This is a genomic window from Kitasatospora sp. NPDC096140 (assembly GCF_040303045.1).
In the GTDB taxonomy this organism is placed as follows: Bacteria; Actinomycetota; Actinomycetes; order Streptomycetales; family Streptomycetaceae; genus Kitasatospora.
Genome location: NZ_JBEOUW010000016.1, coordinates 1 through 19722 on the forward strand (window position 1 = coordinate 1; position 19722 = coordinate 19722).

Here is a 19722-nt window from a genome sequence, read left to right on the forward strand (position 1 = left end):
ACGCCCCCGCCAGCCCCCGGGGAGTGGCGGGCCGTCGGCCAACCGTTTCCACCCGCGCGTCAGCGCCTCCGCACGCCCGCCGCCAGCTCCCCGGCCAGCCCCCGCACGGCGTCCAGCCCGGCCGCCTCGTCGTCGCCCGCCTCCAGGATCCGCTTCACGAACGCCGAGCCGACGATCACGCCGTCGGCGAACCGCGCGACCTCCGCCGCCTGCACGGCGTCGGAGACGCCGAGCCCGACGCAGACCGGCAGGTCCGTGGTGGCCCGGGTGCGCGCGACGAGGTCCTCGGCCAGCGAGCCGACTGCCGAGCGGGTGCCGGTCACGCCCATGACCGCGGCCGCGTAGACGAACCCGCTGCCCGCCGCGGTGACCTCGGCCAGCCGGGCGTCCTTGCTGCTGGGGGCGACCACGAAGACGGTGTCCAGCCCGTGCTCGTCCGCCGCCTTGCGCCACTCCTCCGACTCCTCCACCGGGAGGTCCGGCAGGATGCAGCCGGCCCCGCCCGCGGCCGCCAGGTCGGCGGCGAAGCGCGCCACGCCGTAGCGGTCGACCGGGTTCCAGTACGTCATGACCAGCACCGCGGCGTCGGGGTGCGCGGAGGCGACCTCCTGGACGGTGCGCAGCACGTCCTTGATGCGCACGCCGCCGCGCAGCGCGATGTCGTCGGCGGTCTGGATGACGGCGCCGTCCAGCACCGGGTCGGAGTGCGGCAGGCCGATCTCGACCACGTCGCAGCCGCCTTCGATTAGGGCGTTGACCGCCCGGATGCCGCCGTCGACGGTCGGGAAGCCGGCCGGCAGGTAGCCGATCAGTGCGGCGCGGTCCTCGGCCTTGGCGGCCGCCAGGACGCCGCTGAGCTTCGATGCAGCCATGGTCAGTTACCCCCCTGGGCGTTGCCGGCGCCCGGCTCGTCGTACAGGCCGAAGTACTCGGCGGCGGTGTGCATGTCCTTGTCGCCGCGCCCGGAGAGGGAGACCAGGATGGTGGCCTCCGGGCCGAGCTCGCGGCCGAGTTCCAGGGCTCCGGCGAGGGCGTGGGCGCTCTCGATGGCCGGGATGATGCCCTCGGTGCGGGACAGCAGCCGCAGCGCCTGCATCGCCGCGTCGTCGGTGACGGGGCGGTACTCGGCCCGGCCGGTGTCCTTCAGCCAGGCGTGCTCCGGGCCGACGCCCGGGTAGTCGAGGCCGGCGGAGATCGAGTGCGACTCGATGGTCTGGCCGTCCTCGTCCTGGAGGACGTAGGTGCGGGAGCCGTGCAGCACGCCCGGGTCGCCCTTGGTGAGGGTGGCGGCGTGCCGGGGGGTCTCGGCGCCCTCGCCGGCCGCCTCGCAGCCGATCAGGCGCACGTCGGCGTCCGGGATGAACTCGTGGAAGATGCCCATCGCGTTGGAGCCGCCGCCGACGCAGGCGACGACGGCGTCGGGCAGCCGCCCGGTGCGGTCGAGCACCTGCTGCCGCGCCTCGACGCCGATGATCCGGTGGAAGTCGCGGACCATCATCGGGAACGGGTGCGGCCCGGCGACGGTGCCGAACAGGTAGTGGGTGGAGTCCACGTTGGCGACCCAGTCGCGGAACGCCTCGTTGATGGCGTCCTTGAGGGTGCGGCTGCCGGACTTGACGGCCACGACCTCGGCGCCGAGCATCCGCATCCGGGCGACGTTCAGCGCCTGGCGCTGGGTGTCGACCTCGCCCATGTAGATGGTGCAGTCGAAGCCGAAGAGCGCGCAGGCGGTGGCGGTGGCCACGCCGTGCTGGCCGGCGCCGGTCTCGGCGATGATCCGGGTCTTGCCCATCCGCTTGGTGAGCAGGGCCTGGCCCAGCACGTTGTTGATCTTGTGCGAGCCGGTGTGGTTGAGGTCCTCGCGCTTGAGCAGGATGCGCGCGCCGCCCGCCTCGGCGGAGAAGCGGTGCACGTCGGTCAGCGGGCTGGGGCGCCCGGTGTAGTCCTTGAGCAGCGCGTCGAGCTCGGCGGCGAAGGCCGGGTCGGTCTTGGCCTTCTCGTACTCCTCGGCGACCTGCTCGACCGCGGCGACCAGCGCCTCGGGGATGAAGCGGCCGCCGTACGCGCCGAAGTATCCGCGCGCGTCCGGCACCTGGGCACCGGGCAGGTAGTCCTTCTCGGACATGTGGTTTCCCTTGGGGAGTGGGACGACAGTGACGTCTGATCGGCTGGGGTCAGCCGCGCGTCACGCGCCATCGCCGTCCCGGCACCTGCCCGGGCTCACAGCCGATCACGTACCGCACCCGACGCCCCAGCACCCGGCGTGCGGGCGCGCGGCAGCCGCGCGGGCGGCAACCGGGGGCGAGTCGGGCGGCGATCTTCATCGGGCTGTGTCAGTCCTTGTGCCGGACGGCCGGGTGGGCCCCCGCGGCGACCAGGTCGGCGACCGCGGCGCGCGGGTCCTTGCCGGTCACCAGGGACTCGCCGACCAGCACCGCGTCGGCGCCGAGGTTGGCGTAGTTGATCACGTCCAGCGGGCCGCGGACCCCGGACTCGGCGATCTTCACGATGCTGTCCGGGATGGCGTGGACCACGTTCCCGAAGGTGTTGCGGTCCACCTCCAGGGTCTTCAGGTTGCGGGCGTTGACGCCGATGATCCGCGCCCCGGCGTCCACCGCGCGCTTGATCTCCTCCTCGTCGTGCACCTCGACCAGCGGGGTGAGGCCGATCGACTCGGCGCGCTCGATCAGCGACACCAGGGCCGACTGGTCGAGGGCCGCGACGATCAGCAGCGCGAGGTCGGCGCCGTGCGCGCGGGCCTCCCACAGCTGGTAGGCGGTGACGATGAAGTCCTTGCGCAGCAGCGGGGTGTCCACCGCGGCGCGGACGGCGTCCAGGTCGGCGAGCGACCCGCCGAAGCGGCGCTGCTCCGTCAGCACGCTGATCGCGGCGGCACCGCCGGCCGCGTAGTCGCGCGCCAGGGCGGCCGGATCGGCGATCGAGGCCAGGGCGCCCTTGGACGGGCTGGAACGCTTGACCTCGCAGATCACCCGGACCCCGTCGCCCTTGAGGGCGGCGACGCCGTCCTTGGCCTCCGGGGCCTTGGCGGCGCGCTCCTTCAGCTCGTCCAGGGAGACCCGGGCCTGCCGCTCGGCGAGGTCCTCGCGGACCCCTTCGATGATCGAGTCGAGCACACTCACTCAGGAGCCCCCATCGTTTCTGCCAGTTGGCCAGCGAGAGCCGGGCGGGCGGTGACCCGCCGGCTCTTCGATGGTATCGGCACCCGGGAGCGCGGGGCGCATCCGCCCGGCGCGCGTCTCGCGGACCGGACCGCCGCTCCGGCGGCCCTCAACTGCGGCTTCACCGCTTCTCCACCCGTCGGCGGGCCCGTCCGCGGGCGGTGGCCCGGCGCTCAGACCAGCGGGGGCGCCAGACCGGCTCCGACCGGCGAGTTCCGCACCACGGTGAACACCAGCACGAGCAGCGCGATCAGTGCCCAGCGCCGGCCTCCGACGGTGACCCGGGGCGGCGGCCCGCCGGTCAGCGCGGCCCAGGCCCAGCGCAGCCAGAGCACCCCCAGCACGCCGAACAGCAGCACGGCGGCGGCGTTGTCGTGCAGGGCCCCGGTGAGGTCGCCGTGGGTGAGCGCGTGGACGCAGCGCAGCCCGCCGCAGCCGGGGCACCACCAGCCGGTGGCCGTCAGGAACGGGCAGTCCGGGTAGTGCCCGGGGCTGTTGGGGTCCACCACGGCGACGTACGCGGTGGGGACGGCCACCGCCGCCAGCGCGGTCAGCGGCGGGCCGAGCCGGCGCAGCACGGGCGGCGGGGCGGAGGCGGTGGGGGCGGCGTTCACGCCCCGATTCTGCCCGCGCCCGGGCCCGGACACGACGAAACGGCGGGCGCGGCGCGCCCGCCGTTCGGTTGTGCGAAAAGGCGGGTCGTACGGAGGTCGGTCGGGCCGCCGTACGGAGGGGTGGTCGTCAGGCGGCGACGGCGGCGGCGACGCGGGCCTCGTGGGCCGCGACCTGCTCCTCGGTCGACTTGTAGACGTTGGTGCTGGGCTGCTTGCCCATGCCGGCCATCGCCATGGCCTTGCCGACCACGCCACCGGCCACGACGACCGCCAGGCCGGCGCAGACGAGGAGCACCGACGGCAGGATCATCGCGACACCGGCGATGCCGAAGCCGACGAAGGAGATGACGACGCCGGTCCAGGCGGCGGGGGTGTGGCCGTGTGCTGCTGCTGCCATCTGAGTGGTGCTCCTTGGCTCTCGGGGCCCGGCCGGGCCTGCGGGGCCGCCGGCGGGTTGACGGAGTCCATTGTGCCGGGCCACACACCCGCCGCCCAAAGCGGGTGGCGGGTCTATCGCGTCACATGTGCACGTCGGGCGGCCGCGGGGCGCGTGCGGCGGGTCGCGGGGCCCGCAGTGGCGGTGGCACCCGGCGCCGGGGCCGTCCGCCGTGGCGGGCGGGCGGGCGGACTTCAGACCGCCGTGGGGTCCTCGCCGCGGTCCAGCGCCTTCCACAGGTCGCCCGGGGTCTCGGCCTTGGCCGCGGTCCTGGCCGGGGCCTTGCCGGTCGGCGCCTCGTAGCGGCTGCCCATGGCGGGCCAGCGGCGGCCGTAGCGCAGGGTGAGCAGTCCGGCGAGGGCCAGCAGCACGCCGCCGACCAGCGCGACCCAGGGCCAGGCCGTGTGCGAGACCCCGGTGGCCGCCGAGCCGGTCAGCGCGAGCTTGCGGGCCGCCTCGGCGTCCAGCGCGGCGGTGTCGCCCGCCCCGGCGACCGACGCGGCGGCCGCGCCGATCCCGGCGAGCAGGGTCAGCGCACCGACCGCCAGCCGTCCCGCGCCGCGCACCGCGAACACCGCGACGGCCGCGGCGAGGCCCACCAGGGCCAGCCCGCCGGGCAGTTCGGAGATCCGGCCGCCGGTGACGGCGACGTCCAGGGTGCCCGCCCGCCCCTCGGCCCAGGTCCGCCCGACCGCGGTCAGCACCAGGACGGCGCTCAGCACGGTGAGCAGCAGCATCACGCCGAGCGTGCGGCGGCTGGGGGCGGCGGGGGCGGGGGTCTGGTCAGCGCTCACCCGTCCACTATCCCCCGACCGACACCCCGGTCCGCACCCGGGGTGGGGGGCGGGGCGGGGGACGGCGTGGGGAAGGGGTCCGTCCGCAGCACCACCGTCCGCCCGCCCAGCGACAGGAACAGGTCGTTGCCGAACGGCACCCGCTCGGCCTCCCGGTACACCCCGTCGGGGGACGGCGCGCTGTGCACGGTGCAGACCGCCGCCGCCGGGTCGACCACCACGTAGAGCGGCACCCCGCTGCGCGCGTACGCCCGCCCGGCTTCCGCCAGGCCCGGCCGGGCCACCTCCAGCACCGCCTCGACCCCGGCCGCGCCGAACCGGCCCCGCTCGCCCCGCACCGCGTCCGGGGCGAGCACCGCCAGGTCGGGGGCGAACACGGCGGGCTCCCGGTCCGGGCCGCCGGGCGCGGCCGGGAAGTCCACCGCCACGCCGGACAGCACCCGGCCGTGGCCCGCCGGCTGCTCGCCGAACTGCCCGGCCGCGCTCAGCACGACCTCCCAGCGCAGCTCGTCGTACGGCACCTCGGGCATCCGGGCCGCCTCCTCACAGCTCAGGACAGTTCCGGCCTCCGCAGCGTATTGGCGGTGGCGACGGCCCGCAGCACGGCGGCCGCCTTGTTGCGGCACTCGGTGTCCTCGCCGTGCGGGTCGGAGTCGGCGACCACGCCCGCGCCGGCCTGCACGTACGCCGTGCCGTCGCGCAGCACCGCGGTACGGATCGCGATCGCGGTGTCGGAGTCCCCGGCGAAGTCCAGGTAGCCGACGCAACCGCCGTACAGGCCGCGGCGGGTGGGCTCCAGCTCCTCGATGATCCGCATCGCCCGCGGCTTGGGCGCGCCGGAGAGCGTGCCGGCCGGGAAGCAGGCGGTCAGCACGTCGAAGGCGCTGCGCCCCGGCGCGACCCTGCCGGTCACGGTGGAGACGATGTGCATCACGTGGCTGTAGCGCTCGATCTGCATGAAGTCGACCACCTCGACGCTGCCCGGCTCGCAGACCCGTCCGAGGTCGTTGCGGCCGAGGTCGACCAGCATCAGGTGCTCGGCCCGCTCCTTGGGGTCGGCGAGCAGCTCGGCGGCGAGCGCCGCGTCCTCGTGCGGGGTGGCGCCGCGGTGCCGGGTGCCGGCGATCGGGTGCAGCATCGCCTCGCCGTCGGTGACCTTGACCAGCGCCTCCGGGCTGGAGCCGACCACGTCGAAGCCGCCCTCGGCGGTGCCGTCCGGCCCCGGGAAGCGGAACAGGTACATGTACGGGCTGGGATTGGTGGTGCGCAGCACCCGGTAGACGTCCAGCGCGGAGGCCGGGCAGGGCGCCTCGAAGCGCTGCGAGGGCACCACCTGGAAGGCCTCGCCGGCCCGGATCCGCTCCTTGATCTCGTCCACGGCGGCCCGGTACGGCTCGCCGCCGAACGGCGAGTCCACCTCGCCGGGGCCCGCCGGGGTGAAGGTGGCCAGGCCCGGGTCGACCGGCTTGAGCAGGTCGGCCTCCATCGCGTCCAGCCGGCCCACCGCGTCCGCGTAGGCCTCGTCCACACCGGTGGCCAGGTCGTTGTGGTTGACGGCGTTGGCGATCAGCAGCACGGTGCCGTCGGCGTGGTCGAGCACGGCGAGGTCGGTGGCCAGCATCATGGTCAGCTCGGGGAGCCCGAGGTCGTCCGGGTTGAGGTCGGGCAGCTTCTCCAGCCGGCGGACGATGTCGTAGCCGAGGTAGCCGACCAGGCCGCCGGTGAGCGGGGGCAGGCCGTCGTCGGCGTGCCGCGGGGTGTGCAGCGCCTCCAGGGCGGCGCGCAGCACCTGCAGCGGGTCGCCGCCGGTGGGGATGCCGACCGGCGGGGTGCCGAGCCACCGGGCGTCGCCGTCCCGGTCGACGGTGAGCGTGGCGGCGCTGCGCACGCCGACGAAGGAGTAGCGCGACCAGCTGCGGCCCTGCTCGGCGGACTCCAGCAGGAAGGTGCCGGGCCGCTCCTCGGCGAGGCTGCGGTACAGACCGATCGGGGTGAGGCCGTCCGCGAGGAGCCTGCGGGTGACCGGGATGACCCGGGTGTCGACGGCGAGCTTGCGGAAGGCTTCGAGGTCCATGCGGGGCGGCACCTTCTTGAGTTCTGTGAGTGGACGGGGGGTCAGGAGAGCGGGAGCACGTCGGCGTCGAAGCAGGTGCGGTCGCCGGTGTGGCAGGCCGCGCCGGTCTGGTCGACCTTGACCAGCAGGGTGTCGCCGTCGCAGTCCAGTGCCACCGACTTGACCACCTGGACGTGGCCGGAGGTGTCGCCCTTCACCCAGTACTCGCGGCGGCTGCGGCTCCAGTAGGTGCAGCGGCCGGTGGTGAGCGTGCGGTGCAGCGCCTCGTCGTCCATCCAGCCGAGCATCAGCACCTCGCCGGTGTCGTGCTGCTGCGCGATGGCCGGGAGGAGGCCGTCCTCGGTGCGCTTGAGGCGGGCGGCGATCTCGGGGGCCAGGGCGGTGGTGCCGGGAGTGGCGGGTGTGGTGGACATGGGGCCCATTGTGTCAGCCCGGTGGTCCGTCCCGGCGGGTCCGTCCGGCCGGTGGTCCCGGTGGTGCCGCCCGTCCGGGGCGAGTTCGGCCAACCGCCTGCCGGGCGGCCCCTTCGTGGGCCATCCTCGTGGCCATGACGCCCGAGCAGCCGCCCGCAGCCGCCGCCTCCCGCCCCTCCCGCGGCCTGGTCCTCACCGTCGTCGCCGTGCTGGTCGTCCTGCTCGCGGTGGTGGCCACCGCGGCGCTCTGGCCGGACGACAGGAAGCCCGCCGCCGCGCCGCCGCCGACCCCCACGGCCACCCCGACGCCGACGCCCACCCCGACGCCCACCCCCACCCCGACCAAGCCGCAGCCGCCGTACGCCTTCTTCCCGGTCGGCACCTGCTTCGACCACCCGCAGCTGAGCCCGGTGATCACCCGGGCCGAGGAGCGCCCCTGCGGCGGCGAGCACGACGGCGAGGTGATCGCCGACCTCAAGCTGGCCGACAACCTGACCGGCGAGATCCCGATCGCCCTCGCCATGCGGGACGGCTGCAAGGAGGCCGAGGCCGCCGCCAAGACCAGGCAGGCCGACGGGAAGTCCTACTACGGGCGCCAGTTCGGCCCGGCCCTGGTCAACTACCAGCAGGGCTGGCGGGACTACACCTGCACCCTCACCGCGAGCAACAAGCAGGGCGGCCCCAAGCTCACCGGCCACCTCCGCCCCTAGGGCCATAGGCTTCCACCATGTCGAACCACGCCCTCGCCGAACGCCACCGCCTCGCCGAACTCCTCACCGCCGCAGGGCCGGACGCCCCCACGCTCTGCGCCGGCTGGACCACCCGGGACCTCGCCGCCCACCTGGTGATCCGGGAACGCCGCCCCGACGCGGCGGCGGGGATCCGGATCACCGCCCTGGCCGCCCGGACCCAGCGGGTGCAGGACGACTACGCCGCGCGGCCGTACGAGGAACTGATCCGTCTCTTCCGTGCCGGCCCGCCGGTCTACTCGCCCTTCGCCCTGCCCGGCGCGGACGAGGCGGGCAACACGGTCGAGTACTTCGTGCACGCCGAGGACGTCCTGCGGGCCGTCGAGGACTGGACTCCCCAGGCCGTCCCGCCCGGCCGCGCCGAGGCCCTGTGGCGCCGTCTCCCCATGATCGCCCGCTTCGAGGCCGGCCGCCGCTCCCCCGTCCGCCTGGTCCTCGCCCGCCCCGACGGCCGGTCCCTCACCGTCGGCCCGGCCGGCGCCCCCACCGTCCGGATCACCGGGGACCCCGGCGAGCTGGTCCTCTTCACTTACGGCCGCGGCGACCGCACCGCCTTGGACGTGGACGGCGCCCCCGACGCCGTCGAGGCCCTCCGCCACGCCCTGCCGCTGCCCCCGAAGTAGACGCCCGGGCGCATCCCGCACGGACGGGGGAAGGCCGGCATCGCGCCGTGCGGGCAGATGCGTGACGGCGGGTCAGCCGGCCGGGGCTTCCCCCGACCGGCGGACCCGCCGTCGTGAACTCCGTCACCGCGCCGGTTCCGTCCGGCCGCCGGTCACCAGCCGCCGGAGCCGATCTCGGTGCGGGTGCTCAGGCCGCTGCCGGTGCCCTTGTAGAGGTAGAGCTTCCCGGTCTGGCCCGGGTCGGAGTCGACGGCGGCGAGGTCGCCGATGCCGTCGCCGGTGAAGTCCGCGCCCGCGTAGTCGGAGATGCCGTTCCAGCCGCCGGTGCCGATCTCGACGCGGTCACCGAGGCCGTGGCCGGTGCCCGGGTACAGCCACAGCTTGCCGGTCGACTTCTCGGTCGCGACGATGTCGTCCTTGCCGTCCTTGGTCATGTCCCCGGGGCTGACGATCTTGTTCATGCCGTTCCAGCCACCGGAACCGATCTCCACCCGCTTGCCCAGGGCCCCGCCGAGGCCGGGGTAGAGGAAGAGCTTGCCGGTGGAGTTCTCGCTCGCCACGACGTCGGCCACGCCGTCGCCGTTGAAGTCGCCCACCGCGGTGTTGTTCATGCCGTTCCAGCCGCCGCTGCCGAGCTCGATCCGGCCTTCGACGCCGTGGCCGTTGCCCGGGTACACCCAGAGCTTGCCGGTCGACTTCTCGGTCGCCACGATGTCGTCCCCGCCGTCACCGTTGAGGTCGCCCACGGCCAGGTTGCTCATGCCGTTCCAGCCGCCGTTGCCGATCAGCACCCGGCTCCCCAGCGCGCCCCTCCCGTTACCCGGGTACAGCCACAGCTTGCCGGTCGACACCTCGACGGCCACCAGGTCCTTCTTGCCGTCGCCGTTGAAGTCACCCGCCGTCAGGTTCGTCATCCCCGGGTCGGCCGGCCCGGCCGGGTACGGGTCCGCGTGGTCGGTCGAGAGCCCGGTGCCGGGGCTGCAGGTCCACGCGCCGGCCCCCTGGTCGGCGAGGATCTTCTCGGCGATCAGGATCTGTTCCTTCTTGGTCGCCTGGTGCGGATAGGCCGCGTACTGGGTGCCGCCGTAGTGCTGCCAGTTGTACTCGGATATCTGCAGGCCGCCGTAGTAGCCGTTCCCGGTGTTGATGGACCAGTTGCCGCTGCTCTCGCAGGCGGCCACCTTGTCCCAGGTGGCGACCGACGCGGCGCCGGCCGTGCCGGCGAGGGCGAGGGGCGCGAGGCCCAGTGCGAGGACGGCCAGGCTCTTGCGCATGCGGGTCTGTGCGGACATGGGTGTGCTCCCCCTGAAGTCGGTGCTGGCGTACGTGGGTTCGGGACGGTGCCGGTTCGCTCGGCGGCTCACCAGCCGCCGGAGCCGATCTCGGTGCGGGAGCTCAGACCGCTGCCGGTGCCCTTGTAGAGGTAGAGCTTCCCGGTCTGCCCCGGGTCCGAGTCAACGGCGGCGAGGTCCCCGATGCCGTCACCGGTGAAGTCCGCACCCGCGTAGTCGGAGATCCCGTTCCAGCCGCCGGTACCGATCTCGACCCGGTCACCGAGGCCGTGGCCCGTGCCCGGGTACAGCCACAGCTTCCCCGTCGACACCTCGGTCGCGACGACGTCGTCCTTGCCGTCCTTGTTCATGTCACCCGGGCTGACGATCTTGTTCATCCCGTTCCAGCCACCGGAACCGATCTCCACCCGGCTCCCCAGACCACTGCCCGTCCCCGGGTACAGCCACAACTTCCCCGTCGCGTTCTCACTCGCCACGACATCGTCCTTGCCGTCACCGTTGAAGTCACCCACCGCGGTGTTGTTCATCCCGTTCCAACCACCGGAACCGATCTCCACCCGGTCCCCCACACCACTGCCCGTCCCCGGATACAGCCAGAGCTTCCCCGTCGACTTCTCCGTCGCCACGATGTCGTCCTTGCCGTCCCGGTTCAGATCACCCACGGCCAGGTTGCTCATCCCGTTCCAGCCACCGTTGCCGATCAGCACCCGGCTCCCCAACGCCCCCGTCCCCGTCCCCGTCCCCGGGTACGACCACAGCTTCCCCGTCGACACCTCCACCGCGACCAGGTCCTTCTTGCCGTTCCCGTTGAAGTCACCCGCCGTCAGATTCGTCATCCCGGGGTCGTTCACCGGGGCCTTGGCGGCGACGTCGACGTAGTTCCGGTCGATGTTGATGGTCGTCCCGCCGTGCGACTCGGTGACGTTGCCGGCGTACTGGTGGACGCGCTGGTGGTTGGACCAGTACCCCGCCGGGATGTAACTGTCGTCGGTGTCCGCGGCGTTGTTCCAGTTCGCGGACCACGCCACGTCGGGGCGGTCGAAGCCGGTCGAGTTGTAGGCGGCGGCCATGTCCTTGATCCCGCTGGACGAGGAACTGTAGACGCCGGAGCGGAAGTTGAGCTCGTGCAGCCGGCCCGTCCAGCCCGACAGGTAGTTCAGCACGTTGGTGCGGTAGCCGGGCGAGTAGTCCTCCATGTCGGTGTAGAGCACCGTGCCGGTGGTGAAGCCCAGGCCCTTGGCCAGCTTCACGGCGGCCTCCGCCGCGGCCCGGCCCTGGCCCTCGGCACCCGAGGAGGAGATCCCCGCGGCCTGGGTGCCCGCGTAGACGGGCAGCAGGTGCCAGCCGGCGCCGCTCTGCTGCGCCACCCACGACGCGGTGAGGTTGTTCTGCGCGCAGACCCGGGTCGGACCGCCGATGTAGATGCCCACACCCCGGTACGGCGAGGAGGCCCAGTCCGCCATCGCGCCGGAGGACGGGGCGGCGCAGGCGTCGAACGCCTTGCCGGTGTAGCCGGTGCTCGGCGTCTCCGAGGCAGCCTCCGAGGCGGCCGCCGACGCCGCGGCGGGCGCGGCGAGAGCGCCGGGGACGGCCTTCGGCGGCTGCGGCGCCGGGGCCGGGGCCGCCGTGGCGCCGTCGCCGATCGAGGCGGAGGCGAGGATGCGCTGCACCGCGGCGGCCGAGGCCGAGGCGTGACTGGTGGTCACATAGACGCCGGCGCCTTCGAAGGCCACCCGCGCCTCCTGGCCGTCGCTGTCCGGCAGGGCCGGGACACCGTGGCCGGCGGGTACCGCGACGGTGGTGAGGTCGGAGCGCTCGGCAGCACCGGCGAAGGTCTCCACGACCAGCGCGTCCGCCTTCTCCCCGATCAGGTGGGTCGGGCAGTTCTGGTCCGCGCCGGGGTGGCCGAGGTAGACGGTGTTCCGGTCGAGCCGGACGCAGGTGTCGGGCGCCTGGGCCAGGTCGACCACCGACCAGGCCGACGGCACCTGGAGCGAAAGCCCCTGGTACACAACGGTCTTGACGCTCTGCCCGGCGGTGGCAGCGGAGTCGGCACCGGCGGGCTCGGCCGCCTGGGCGGCGGCCTGTCCCAGCGGCAGGGTGGCGGTGAGGGCACCGGCCGCCACGGCGAGCGCGGCGACACCCCTCAGACGGTGGTGGTTCACGGATCTCTCCAGGGAGACGGGCAGGGCGGAGCCGCCCGGGGACGGATCCGGGCAGGGCGGCGCGCACGGCAGGTCGGGGAAGGTGAGTGGGAAGGTGGGCGGGAAGGGCCGGGGGCGGGCCCGCGCGGTGGTCGCGGGCCCGCCCCCGGTTTCAACGGCCGGCCCAGGGGTCAGCCCGGGGGGCTCAGCCGGGGGGTCAGCCGGGGGCGCCTGGCTGAGCCGGTGCGGGGTCTACCAGCCGCCGGAGCCGATCTCGGTGCGGGAGCTCAGACCGCTGCCGGTGCCCTTGTAGAGGTAGAGCTTCCCGGTCTGCCCCGGGTCCGAGTCAACGGCGGCGAGGTCCCCGATGCCGTCGCCGGTGAAGTCCGCACCCGCGTAGTCGGAGATGCCGTTCCAGCCGCCGGTGCCGATCTCGACCCGGTCGCCCAGACCGTGGCCCGTGCCCGGGTACAGCCACAGCTTCCCCGTCGACACCTCGGTCGCGACGACGTCGTCCTTGCCGTCCTTGTTCATGTCACCCGGGCTGACGATCTTGTTCATCCCGTTCCAGCCACCGGAACCGATCTCCACCCGGCTCCCCAGACCACTGCCCGTCCCCGGGTACAGCCACAACTTGCCCGTCGAGTTCTCACTCGCCACGACATCGTCCTTGCCGTCACCGTTGAAGTCACCCACCGCGGTGTTGTTCATGCCGTTCCAGCCACCGGAACCGATCTCCACCCGGTCCCCCACACCGCTGCCCGTCCCCGGGTACAGCCAGAGCTTCCCCGTCGACTTCTCCGTCGCCACGATGTCGTCCTTGCCGTCCCGGTTCAGATCACCCACGGCCAGGTTGCTCATCCCGTTCCAGCCACCGTTGCCGATCAGCACCCGGCTCCCCAACGTCCCCGTCCCCGTCCCCGGGTACGACCAGAGCTTCCCCGTCGACACCTCGACCGCGACCAGGTCCTTCTTGCCGTTCCCGTTGAAGTCACCCGCCGTCAGGTTCGTCATCCCGGGGTCGGTCGGGCCGTCATCGCGGATGGACTTGTTGCGGACCGGCACGAAGGTGCCGTAGCCGGAGAAGTACGGGTAGGGGATCTCGCGGTAGTGGACGCCGCTGCCGGTGAACTCGTAGCCCATGTAGTGGCTGGAGTCGGTCCACTTCTCGAACAGCACCACGTGGCCGTGGGCCCCGCTGTCGTCGTTGAGCAGCGCGTCGCCGGCCTTGAGGTCGCCCTTGGCGATGTGTTCGGTGACGCCCCGCGGGCCGAAGGTGTCGGTGGTCAGCGAGTCGTCGAGCTTCCAGGCCATCGAGACGTAGCCCGAGCAGTCGGTGCGGTACCCGTTGTGCGAGCCGGTCCAGCTGTAGTCGAGGCCGATGCCGACCCAGGTCTTGGCACGCCGGACCGCCTCGGTGCGGGTGACCGTCGGGGCCAGGACGGACGCGGCGGCCGACGAGCCGTCAGCGGCGGGCGCCTGGGCGACCCCGACCGGCTGGCCGGCGCCGCCGTACTCGCCGCCCGCGACCGCGGTGGCGGCGGGGGCCGGTTCGGCGGCGAACGCCGTACCGCCCTGGACGACCAGGCCGAGCGACAGCGAGCCGGCCAGCCCGAGGGCGGCGGCGGACGTGCGGAGATAGGCCTTGCGGGACATGCGCACTCCTGAAAATGGCATCGAAAGGACCGGCGCGGCGCGAGGGCGCCCGGATCACCGGAAAGGGGAGAGCCGGAGGAAACCCGGCAGGAAGCGGACGGCCGTCAGCCGGCGACGGAGACGTGCCAGGCTTGGAAGGCCGGAGACCGCGCGATGGCGGCGGAACAGATGGCCAGCGAATGGGCGGGGGCGTTGTCGCCACTCCCGCCGCTGGTGAAGACGACGAGGTCGATGGAGTCCTGACGGGCTCTCGACTGGACGTGCTCCAGGCCGCCGAAGGGATCGGCGTGGGCCCAGAGCACGTCCTTCAGGACGTGGGCGTCGGCAGCGGTCGGCGGACGCCGGTCGGGGCTCGTCAGGGTGAGACGGACAATGTGCATCTGGCTCGGTTCGAGCGGCCGGCGCCGACGGCGGCGGTCACTTCTTGTTGTCCCAGCTGATGCTGCCCGGGTCGCCCAGACCGCCCTTGCCGTCCCCCTTGTGGGCGGGGTCGCCGGGGTCGCCCTTGCCGGGGTCGCTCGCCGCGGACACGCCCGTCACGGTGGCCGGTGCGGCGGCGGCGAAGGCGGTGGCGGTCGGCAGAGCGAGCGTGGCCACCACAGCCGCAGCCGCGAGGACACCGGGAACGCGAGCGGTGATCCGCATGGAGAACAACCCCCTGGTCGATGGTCGGTCGGTGCGTCGGACGGCGGCTGGTTCCCGCCGTCCCACCGGCCCGGGGGCTCGGCGCCCCCCGTTCGGTGCTTCACATCCTGCAAGCCCCGGGCGGTGCTCCGGAAGGCCTTCCCCGAGGCATCATCAGGCCAGGCAGCATGTCGCCACCCCGACCGCCCCTGCCGCACCTGCCACCCCGGCCGCACCGACCGCCCCTGTCGCCCCGGTCACATCACCGACGCATCGTCAGATCTCCTTGCACACACATTTGCGAACTGTGAGAATCTTGCCGACGGCCTTGACATGAGCTGGCCGCGCGCATCGCCGAGTCCGGGGGGAATCGTGCTCGAAGTGCTGGGACTGGACCCTACGGCGGAGGCCGTCTACGCGGCCCTGCTGGTCGAGCCCGGGTGTGGGGTCACCGCCCTGTGCCGCCGGCTCGGCCTCTCCGAGACCGCCGTCAGAGAGGCCCTCGACCAGCTCGCGGACCTGACGCTGCTGCGCCCCTCCCAGGAGGTCTCGGGTGCGCTGCGCCCGGTCAGCCCGGCGATCGGCCTGGAGGCCGTCATCCGCCGCCAGGAGGACGACCTCGCCCGCCGCCAGCAGGAGCTGGCCGCCAGCAAGGCCGCCGTGGCCCGGGCCGTGGCCGCCTACGCGGACCTGGTGCCCAACACCACCTCGGACGCCACCGAGCGCCTGGTCGGGATGGACGCGATCCAGGCCAAGCTCGAAATGCTGGCGCGCGACCTCCGGGAGGAGTTCCTCGCCGCGATCTCGGGCGGCGCGCAGTCGCAGGCCAGCATGGACGCCGCCCGTCCGCTCGACCAGGACGCGCTGGAGCGCGGCGTCGCCATGCGGACGCTCTACCAGGACAGCGTCCGCAACGACCAGGCCACCCACGCGTACGCCCAGTGGCTCACCGGGCTCGGCGGCCAGGTGCGGACGGCGCCCCTGCTGCCGCCCCGGCTGCTGGTCTTCGACCGGCACACCGCCGTCGTCCCGATCGACCCGACGCAGACCAGGCTCGGGGCGCTCTGCACCAGCGAGCCCGGGCTGGTCGCCTCGCTCGTCGCCCTGTTCGAACAGGCCTGGTCCACCGCGGTACCGCTCGGCGCCGACCAGCCCACCCACCACGACACCGGCCTCACCGCGGCCGAACGCGACCTGCTCCGGCTGCTCGGGACGGGCCTGACCGACGAGGCCGCCGGCAAGCGGCTCGGCATCTCGGTGCGCACCGTGCGCCGCCAGATGTCCGCCCTCATGGAGCGGCTCGATGCCGCCAGCCGTTTCGAGGCCGGCCTCAAGGCGGCGCAGCGCGGCTGGCTGTAGGCGGGTCCGCCGCCCGCGCTCGGTGCCACCCGCGCTGCAGGCGGCCGACCGCCCGGGAACGCGCGTGCCCGGGTGCGGATGTCAGTGCCCGGGTGCAGACTCGCAGGTGGCCGGGGAGGGGGCGTGTGCGCGCCCGACGGAACCGCCCCGGTCACTCTCCGTCGAAGGGGCACCACTCCATGCTCACCACCGACTTCCCCACCGGCTCCCCCTGCTGGATCGACCTGGGCAGCCCGAACATCCGGGCCACCGCCTCGTTCTACGGCTCGGTCTTCGGCTGGGCCTTCCACGAGGTCCCCGAGACCGGTGGCTACGGTTTCCTCCAGCGGGGCGGCAAGACCGTCGCCGCCCTCGGCAACCTGGACGAGGGCGCCCGGTCGGCCTGGACGACGTACTTCCGCACCGAGGACGTGGACGCCACCGTGAAGGCCGCCGAGCAGGCCGGCGCCACCGTCCGGGTGCCACCGACGGACGTCATGCAGGAGGGCCGGTTCGCCGCGCTCACCGATCCGCACGGCGCCGAGTTCGCGCTCTGGCAGGCGGGGAACACCAAGGGGCTGGACGTCGTGTCCGAGGACGACACCCTGGTCTGGTCCGAGCTGCACACCTCGGACCAGGACGGGGCCTTCGGCTTCTACCAGCGGCTGTTCGGGTGGCGGGTGGAGAACTTCGAGCCGTCGCCGGGGATGACCTACCGGGTGATCTCGACAGCCGAGGGCGACCAGCAGGCCACCAGCTTCGGCGGCATCGCCCCGACGATGACCCCGGAGCAGCCCTCCGCCTGGACGCCGTACTTCGCGGCGGCCGACGTGGACGCGGTGATCGCCAGGGTGACGGCGGCGGGCGGCACGGTGCTGATGCCCGCCTCGGACGTGGAGAACGTCGGCCGGCTGGCCTGGCTGGCGGACCCGAACGGCGCCCCGTTCGCCCTGATCAAGGGCGAGCCGCAGGAGTCCTGAGAACGCGAGCGGGGCCCGCGGTTCCGAGAACCGCGGGCCCCGGGTTGCGCACGGGTCACCGCACCGGGTGTCCGGCCTCCCGCAGCGCGCCCTTGACCTCGCCGATCCGCAGGTCCCCGAAGTGGAAGACGCTGGCGGCCAGCACCGCGTCCGCGCCCGCGTCGACGGCGGGCGCGAAGTCGGCGAGCTTGCCGGCGCCGCCGGAGGCGATCACCGGCACCGAGACGGCCTTGCGCACGGACCGGATCATCTCCAGGTCGTAGCCGTCCTTGGTGCCGTCCGCGTCCATCGAGTTGAGCAGGATCTCCCCGGCGCCCAACTCGGCCGCGCGGCCCGCCCATTCGACGGCATCCAGGCCGGTGCCCCGGCGCCCGCCGTGGGTGGTCACCTCGAAGCCCGACGCGGTCTCCGTACCGGGCGGGCAGCGCCGGGCGTCGACCGAGAGCACCAGCACCTGCCGGCCGAACCGCCGGGCGATCTCCCGGACCAGCTCCGGGCGCTCGATCGCGGCGGTGTTGACGCCGACCTTGTCGGCGCCGGCCCGCAGCAGCTTGTCCACGTCCTCGACGGCGCGGATGCCGCCGCCGACGGTGAGCGGGATGAAGACCTGCTCGGCGGTGCGGCGGACCACGTCGTAGGTGGTCTCGCGGTCGCCGGAGGAGGCGGTGATGTCGAGGAAGGTCAGTTCGTCGGCGCCCTCGGCGTCGTAGAGCTTGGCCATCTCGACCGGGTCGCCGGCGTCGCGCAGGTTCTGGAAGTTGACGCCCTTGACCACCCGCCCGGCGTCCACGTCCAGACAGGGGATGACTCGTACGGCGAGGGTCACGGCTGTTTGCCTTCCAGGGTCTTTGCCAGCCCGGAGCGGTACGCGTCGAGCTCGATCTCGACCATCATCCGGGAGTCGATCAGTCCCTCGACCACCACCATGGTGGCCACCGGGCGTGCGGCGTCGAAGAGTTCGCGATGGGCCCGGCCCACTTCCTCGGCGTCGCGGACGTGGGTGATGTACATCCGGGTGCGGACCACGTCGTCCGCGGTCAGACCGTACGCGGCCAGGGCCTTGAGCCCGACGCCGAACGCGGCGAGGGTCTGCCGGTACGGGTCGCCCTCGTGCTCGATCCGGCCGTCCACCCAGGCGGTGGAGCCGGCCACGTGCACGTGGTCGCCCGCGGCGATGGCCCGGGAGTAGCCGAACTCGTCCTCCCAGGGAGAGAACCCGCCGACCCGCCCGCGTACGATCCGACCGTCCGTCATCCTGAAACCGCCTCCAGGGCCTCTTCGAGGGTGAACTTCTGCTCGTAGAGTGCCTTGCCCACGATGGCGCCCTCGACACCCTCGCCGACCAGGGTGGCGATGGCGCGCAGGTCGTCCAGCGAGGAGACGCCGCCGGAGGCGACGACCGGGCGGTCGGTGGCGGCGCAGACGTCGCGCAGCAGCTGCAGGTTGGGGCCGGTCAGGGTGCCGTCGCGGTTGACGTCGGTGACGACGTAGCGGGCGCAGCCCTCCTGGTCGAGGCGCGTCAGCACGTCGAAGAGCTGGCCGCCGTCGCGGGTCCAGCCGCGGCCGCGCAGGGTGGTGCCGACCACGTCCAGGCCGACGGCGATCTTGTCGCCGTGCTCGGCGATGGCCTTGGCGACCCACTCGGGGGCCTCCAGGGCGGCGGTGCCGAGGTTGACCCGGGTGCAGCCGGTGGCGAGGGCGCGGGCGAGCGACTCGTCGTCGCGGATGCCGCCGGACAGCTCGACCTTGATGTCCAGCCGGCCGGTGACGTCGCGCAGCAGCTCGTAGTTGGAACCGGTGCCGAACGCGGCGTCGAGGTCGACCAGGTGCAGCCACTCGGCGCCGGCGTTCTGCCAGGCGAGGGCGGCGGCCAGCGGCTCGCCGAAGGAGGTCTCGGTTCCGGAGGCGCCCTTGACCAGACGGACGGCCTGGCCGTCGCGGACGTCGACGGCGGGAAGCAGTTCGAGGCGGCTCATCAGTAGCAACTCTCAGACAGTCAGAGGGTGTTGACCCAGTTGGTCAGCAGGGTGGCGCCGGCGTCGCCGGACTTCTCGGGGTGGAACTGGGTGGCCCACAGCGGACCGTTCTCGACGGCCGCGACGAACGGCTGCCCGTGCGTGGCCCAGGTGACCAGCGGCGGGTTGATCCGCGCGCTGTGGACCTCCAGGTCCCAGTGCCGCACGCCGTAGGAGTGCACGAAGTAGAAGCGGGTCTCCGGGTCGAGGCCGGCGAACATCCGGCTGCCCTCGGGCACGTCCACGGTGTTCCAGCCCATGTGCGGGACGACCGGGGCCTCCAGCGGCTCGACGGTGCCCGGCCACTCGTCGCAGCCGGCCGTCTCCACGCCGTGCTCGACCCCCTTCTCGAAGAGGATCTGCATGCCGACGCAGATGCCCATGACCGGGCGGCCGCCGGCCAGGCGGCGGCCGATGATCCAGTCCCCGCGGACCGACTTCAGCCCGCGCATGCAGGCCTCGAAGGCACCCACGCCGGGGACGAGCAGGCCGTCCGCGGCCATCGCGGTGTCGTAGTCGGAGCTGACCGTGACGTTCGCCCCGGTCCGCTCCAGGGCGCGCTGCGCGGAGCGGAGGTTGCCGGAGCCGTAGTCGAGGACGACGACGTTCTTGCCCATGTTCAGGTGTCCAGTCTCTCTACGGCGGGTCTTACAGGCGCATGAGGCCGGAGGCCAGGCACATCACGGCACCGAACGCCAGCACCAGGATGACGCTCTTCGACTGCTTCTGCTTCCAGAAGGAGATCACCCCGCCGGCCAGGAAGAGGCCGACGAAGATGAGGATCATCGCGA

At 73.4% G+C, this 19722-nt stretch carries 24 protein-coding genes; 4 read left to right on the plus strand and 20 right to left on the minus strand.

The features are described 5' to 3' along the window. Positions 1 to 59 precede the first annotated feature (59 nt). The 10 genes from trpA to hisI form a co-directional block, all read right to left on the minus strand. Positions 60 to 872 carry a tryptophan synthase subunit alpha gene (trpA, locus tag ABT048_RS18360; RefSeq protein ID WP_350522441.1) on the minus strand — a complete coding sequence of 271 codons (813 nt, stop codon included), beginning with the start codon at positions 870 to 872 and terminating at the stop codon, positions 60 to 62. A gap of 2 nt (positions 873 to 874) precedes the next feature. Then, positions 875 to 2125 (minus strand): tryptophan synthase subunit beta, encoded by a 1251-nt coding sequence (gene trpB / locus ABT048_RS18365; RefSeq protein ID WP_350522442.1) that lies wholly within the window; start codon positions 2123 to 2125, stop codon positions 875 to 877. A gap of 49 nt (positions 2126 to 2174) precedes the next feature. Beyond that, a complete protein-coding gene (trpM, locus tag ABT048_RS41695; RefSeq protein WP_396547533.1) occupies positions 2175 to 2324 on the minus strand; it encodes a tryptophan biosynthesis modulator TrpM in 150 nt (49 codons plus the stop codon). Positions 2325 to 2333: 9 nt separating this feature from the next. Then, positions 2334 to 3140, minus strand: a complete 807-nt coding sequence (trpC, locus tag ABT048_RS18370) for an indole-3-glycerol phosphate synthase TrpC (protein ID WP_350522443.1) — start codon at positions 3138 to 3140, stop codon at positions 2334 to 2336. A gap of 212 nt (positions 3141 to 3352) precedes the next feature. Next, positions 3353 to 3793 (minus strand): DUF2752 domain-containing protein, encoded by a 441-nt coding sequence (locus ABT048_RS18375; RefSeq protein WP_350522444.1) that lies wholly within the window; start codon positions 3791 to 3793, stop codon positions 3353 to 3355. A 127-nt stretch (positions 3794 to 3920) separates the two neighbouring features. Next, complete coding sequence (locus ABT048_RS18380) at positions 3921 to 4190, minus strand: HGxxPAAW family protein (protein ID WP_350522445.1); 270 nt, start codon at positions 4188 to 4190, stop codon at positions 3921 to 3923. A 233-nt stretch (positions 4191 to 4423) separates the two neighbouring features. Further along, on the minus strand, positions 4424 to 5023 hold the full coding sequence (locus ABT048_RS18385) for a TIGR02234 family membrane protein (RefSeq protein ID WP_350522446.1): 600 nt from the start codon (positions 5021 to 5023) through the stop codon (positions 4424 to 4426). Then, positions 5020 to 5553, minus strand: coding sequence for a Uma2 family endonuclease (locus ABT048_RS18390; RefSeq protein ID WP_350522447.1), 534 nt, complete (start codon positions 5551 to 5553; stop codon positions 5020 to 5022). The genes ABT048_RS18385 and ABT048_RS18390 overlap by 4 nt, the downstream gene beginning before the upstream one ends. A gap of 20 nt (positions 5554 to 5573) precedes the next feature. Beyond that, positions 5574 to 7097: an anthranilate synthase component I gene (locus ABT048_RS18395; RefSeq protein ID WP_350522448.1), complete on the minus strand. Its 1524-nt coding sequence runs from the start codon at positions 7095 to 7097 to the stop codon at positions 5574 to 5576. Between the two features lie 41 nt (positions 7098 to 7138). Continuing rightward, the gene (hisI, locus tag ABT048_RS18400) at positions 7139 to 7510 is read right to left on the minus strand and encodes a phosphoribosyl-AMP cyclohydrolase (protein ID WP_350522449.1); all 372 of its coding nucleotides are present in this window, start codon (positions 7508 to 7510) and stop codon (positions 7139 to 7141) included. A gap of 134 nt (positions 7511 to 7644) precedes the next feature. On the opposite strand from hisI, the gene ABT048_RS18405 reads away from it, so the two are divergent. Both ABT048_RS18405 and ABT048_RS18410 read left to right on the plus strand, forming a co-directional pair. Continuing rightward, positions 7645 to 8220 (plus strand): hypothetical protein, encoded by a 576-nt coding sequence (locus ABT048_RS18405; protein WP_350522450.1) that lies wholly within the window; start codon positions 7645 to 7647, stop codon positions 8218 to 8220. A gap of 17 nt (positions 8221 to 8237) precedes the next feature. After that, on the plus strand, positions 8238 to 8882 hold the full coding sequence (locus tag ABT048_RS18410) for a TIGR03085 family metal-binding protein (RefSeq protein ID WP_350522451.1): 645 nt from the start codon (positions 8238 to 8240) through the stop codon (positions 8880 to 8882). Between the two features lie 152 nt (positions 8883 to 9034). Here the strand turns inward: ABT048_RS18410 and ABT048_RS18415 are convergent, their stop codons facing one another. From ABT048_RS18415 to ABT048_RS18435, 5 genes are all read right to left on the minus strand, one after another. Continuing rightward, positions 9035 to 10174 (minus strand): FG-GAP-like repeat-containing protein, encoded by a 1140-nt coding sequence (locus ABT048_RS18415; RefSeq protein ID WP_350522452.1) that lies wholly within the window; start codon positions 10172 to 10174, stop codon positions 9035 to 9037. Positions 10175 to 10242: 68 nt separating this feature from the next. Beyond that, positions 10243 to 12339, minus strand: a complete 2097-nt coding sequence (locus ABT048_RS18420; protein ID WP_350522453.1) for a glycoside hydrolase domain-containing protein — start codon at positions 12337 to 12339, stop codon at positions 10243 to 10245. Between the two features lie 231 nt (positions 12340 to 12570). Continuing rightward, positions 12571 to 13974, minus strand: a complete 1404-nt coding sequence (locus ABT048_RS18425) for a C40 family peptidase (protein WP_350522454.1) — start codon at positions 13972 to 13974, stop codon at positions 12571 to 12573. Positions 13975 to 14078: 104 nt separating this feature from the next. Further along, positions 14079 to 14354, minus strand: coding sequence for a hypothetical protein (locus ABT048_RS18430; RefSeq protein ID WP_350522455.1), 276 nt, complete (start codon positions 14352 to 14354; stop codon positions 14079 to 14081). A gap of 37 nt (positions 14355 to 14391) precedes the next feature. Next, positions 14392 to 14619: a hypothetical protein gene (locus ABT048_RS18435; RefSeq protein ID WP_350522456.1), complete on the minus strand. Its 228-nt coding sequence runs from the start codon at positions 14617 to 14619 to the stop codon at positions 14392 to 14394. 351 nt (positions 14620 to 14970) lie between these two features. On the opposite strand from ABT048_RS18435, the gene ABT048_RS18440 reads away from it, so the two are divergent. Together ABT048_RS18440 and ABT048_RS18445 are read left to right on the plus strand one after the other, a co-directional pair. Then, positions 14971 to 15957: a LuxR C-terminal-related transcriptional regulator gene (locus tag ABT048_RS18440; RefSeq protein WP_350522457.1), complete on the plus strand. Its 987-nt coding sequence runs from the start codon at positions 14971 to 14973 to the stop codon at positions 15955 to 15957. A 179-nt stretch (positions 15958 to 16136) separates the two neighbouring features. Next, positions 16137 to 16916, plus strand: a complete 780-nt coding sequence (locus ABT048_RS18445) for a VOC family protein (protein ID WP_350522458.1) — start codon at positions 16137 to 16139, stop codon at positions 16914 to 16916. A 55-nt stretch (positions 16917 to 16971) separates the two neighbouring features. Here the strand turns inward: ABT048_RS18445 and hisF are convergent, their stop codons facing one another. From hisF to ABT048_RS18470, 5 genes are read right to left on the minus strand one after another with little or no spacing between them, the layout of a single operon-like run. Beyond that, positions 16972 to 17742, minus strand: coding sequence for an imidazole glycerol phosphate synthase subunit HisF (gene hisF, locus ABT048_RS18450; protein WP_350522459.1), 771 nt, complete (start codon positions 17740 to 17742; stop codon positions 16972 to 16974). Then, entirely contained in the window at positions 17739 to 18170 is a 432-nt protein-coding gene (locus ABT048_RS18455; protein ID WP_350522460.1) for a RidA family protein, read from the minus strand. Before ABT048_RS18455 ends, hisF begins: the two co-directional genes overlap by 4 nt. After that, complete coding sequence (gene priA, locus ABT048_RS18460) at positions 18167 to 18892, minus strand: bifunctional 1-(5-phosphoribosyl)-5-((5-phosphoribosylamino)methylideneamino)imidazole-4-carboxamide isomerase/phosphoribosylanthranilate isomerase PriA (protein WP_350522461.1); 726 nt, start codon at positions 18890 to 18892, stop codon at positions 18167 to 18169. Before priA ends, ABT048_RS18455 begins: the two co-directional genes overlap by 4 nt. Positions 18893 to 18912: 20 nt before the next feature. Further along, complete coding sequence (gene hisH, locus ABT048_RS18465) at positions 18913 to 19548, minus strand: imidazole glycerol phosphate synthase subunit HisH (protein ID WP_350522462.1); 636 nt, start codon at positions 19546 to 19548, stop codon at positions 18913 to 18915. 31 nt (positions 19549 to 19579) lie between these two features. Beyond that, positions 19580 to 19717: a CG2302 family histidine operon protein gene (locus tag ABT048_RS18470; protein ID WP_049650367.1), complete on the minus strand. Its 138-nt coding sequence runs from the start codon at positions 19715 to 19717 to the stop codon at positions 19580 to 19582. Between the last annotated feature and the right edge of the window lie 5 nt (positions 19718 to 19722).

What these genes read in the sequence shown, in the direction of transcription:
- hisH (WP_350522462.1), bottom strand. Translation starts at nt 19,548, where the DNA reads ATGGGCAAGAACGTCGTCGTCCTCGACTACGGCTCCGGCAACCTCCGC.
- hisI (WP_350522449.1), bottom strand. Translation starts at nt 7,510, where the DNA reads ATGTCCACCACACCCGCCACTCCCGGCACCACCGCCCTGGCCCCCGAG.
- ABT048_RS18430 (WP_350522455.1), bottom strand. Translation starts at nt 14,354, where the DNA reads ATGCACATTGTCCGTCTCACCCTGACGAGCCCCGACCGGCGTCCGCCG.
- trpA (WP_350522441.1), bottom strand. Translation starts at nt 872, where the DNA reads ATGGCTGCATCGAAGCTCAGCGGCGTCCTGGCGGCCGCCAAGGCCGAG.
- ABT048_RS18410 (WP_350522451.1), top strand. Translation starts at nt 8,238, where the DNA reads ATGTCGAACCACGCCCTCGCCGAACGCCACCGCCTCGCCGAACTCCTC.
- ABT048_RS18425 (WP_350522454.1), bottom strand. Translation starts at nt 13,974, where the DNA reads ATGTCCCGCAAGGCCTATCTCCGCACGTCCGCCGCCGCCCTCGGGCTG.
- ABT048_RS18445 (WP_350522458.1), top strand. Translation starts at nt 16,137, where the DNA reads ATGCTCACCACCGACTTCCCCACCGGCTCCCCCTGCTGGATCGACCTG.
- ABT048_RS18380 (WP_350522445.1), bottom strand. Translation starts at nt 4,190, where the DNA reads ATGGCAGCAGCAGCACACGGCCACACCCCCGCCGCCTGGACCGGCGTC.
- trpB (WP_350522442.1), bottom strand. Translation starts at nt 2,125, where the DNA reads ATGTCCGAGAAGGACTACCTGCCCGGTGCCCAGGTGCCGGACGCGCGC.
- ABT048_RS18435 (WP_350522456.1), bottom strand. Translation starts at nt 14,619, where the DNA reads ATGCGGATCACCGCTCGCGTTCCCGGTGTCCTCGCGGCTGCGGCTGTG.
- priA (WP_350522461.1), bottom strand. Translation starts at nt 18,892, where the DNA reads ATGAGCCGCCTCGAACTGCTTCCCGCCGTCGACGTCCGCGACGGCCAG.
- ABT048_RS18395 (WP_350522448.1), bottom strand. Translation starts at nt 7,097, where the DNA reads ATGGACCTCGAAGCCTTCCGCAAGCTCGCCGTCGACACCCGGGTCATC.
- ABT048_RS18415 (WP_350522452.1), bottom strand. Translation starts at nt 10,174, where the DNA reads ATGTCCGCACAGACCCGCATGCGCAAGAGCCTGGCCGTCCTCGCACTG.
- trpM (WP_396547533.1), bottom strand. Translation starts at nt 2,324, where the DNA reads ATGAAGATCGCCGCCCGACTCGCCCCCGGTTGCCGCCCGCGCGGCTGC.
- ABT048_RS18455 (WP_350522460.1), bottom strand. Translation starts at nt 18,170, where the DNA reads ATGACGGACGGTCGGATCGTACGCGGGCGGGTCGGCGGGTTCTCTCCC.
- ABT048_RS18405 (WP_350522450.1), top strand. Translation starts at nt 7,645, where the DNA reads ATGACGCCCGAGCAGCCGCCCGCAGCCGCCGCCTCCCGCCCCTCCCGC.
- ABT048_RS18390 (WP_350522447.1), bottom strand. Translation starts at nt 5,553, where the DNA reads ATGCCCGAGGTGCCGTACGACGAGCTGCGCTGGGAGGTCGTGCTGAGC.
- ABT048_RS18470 (WP_049650367.1), bottom strand. Translation starts at nt 19,717, where the DNA reads ATGATCCTCATCTTCGTCGGCCTCTTCCTGGCCGGCGGGGTGATCTCC.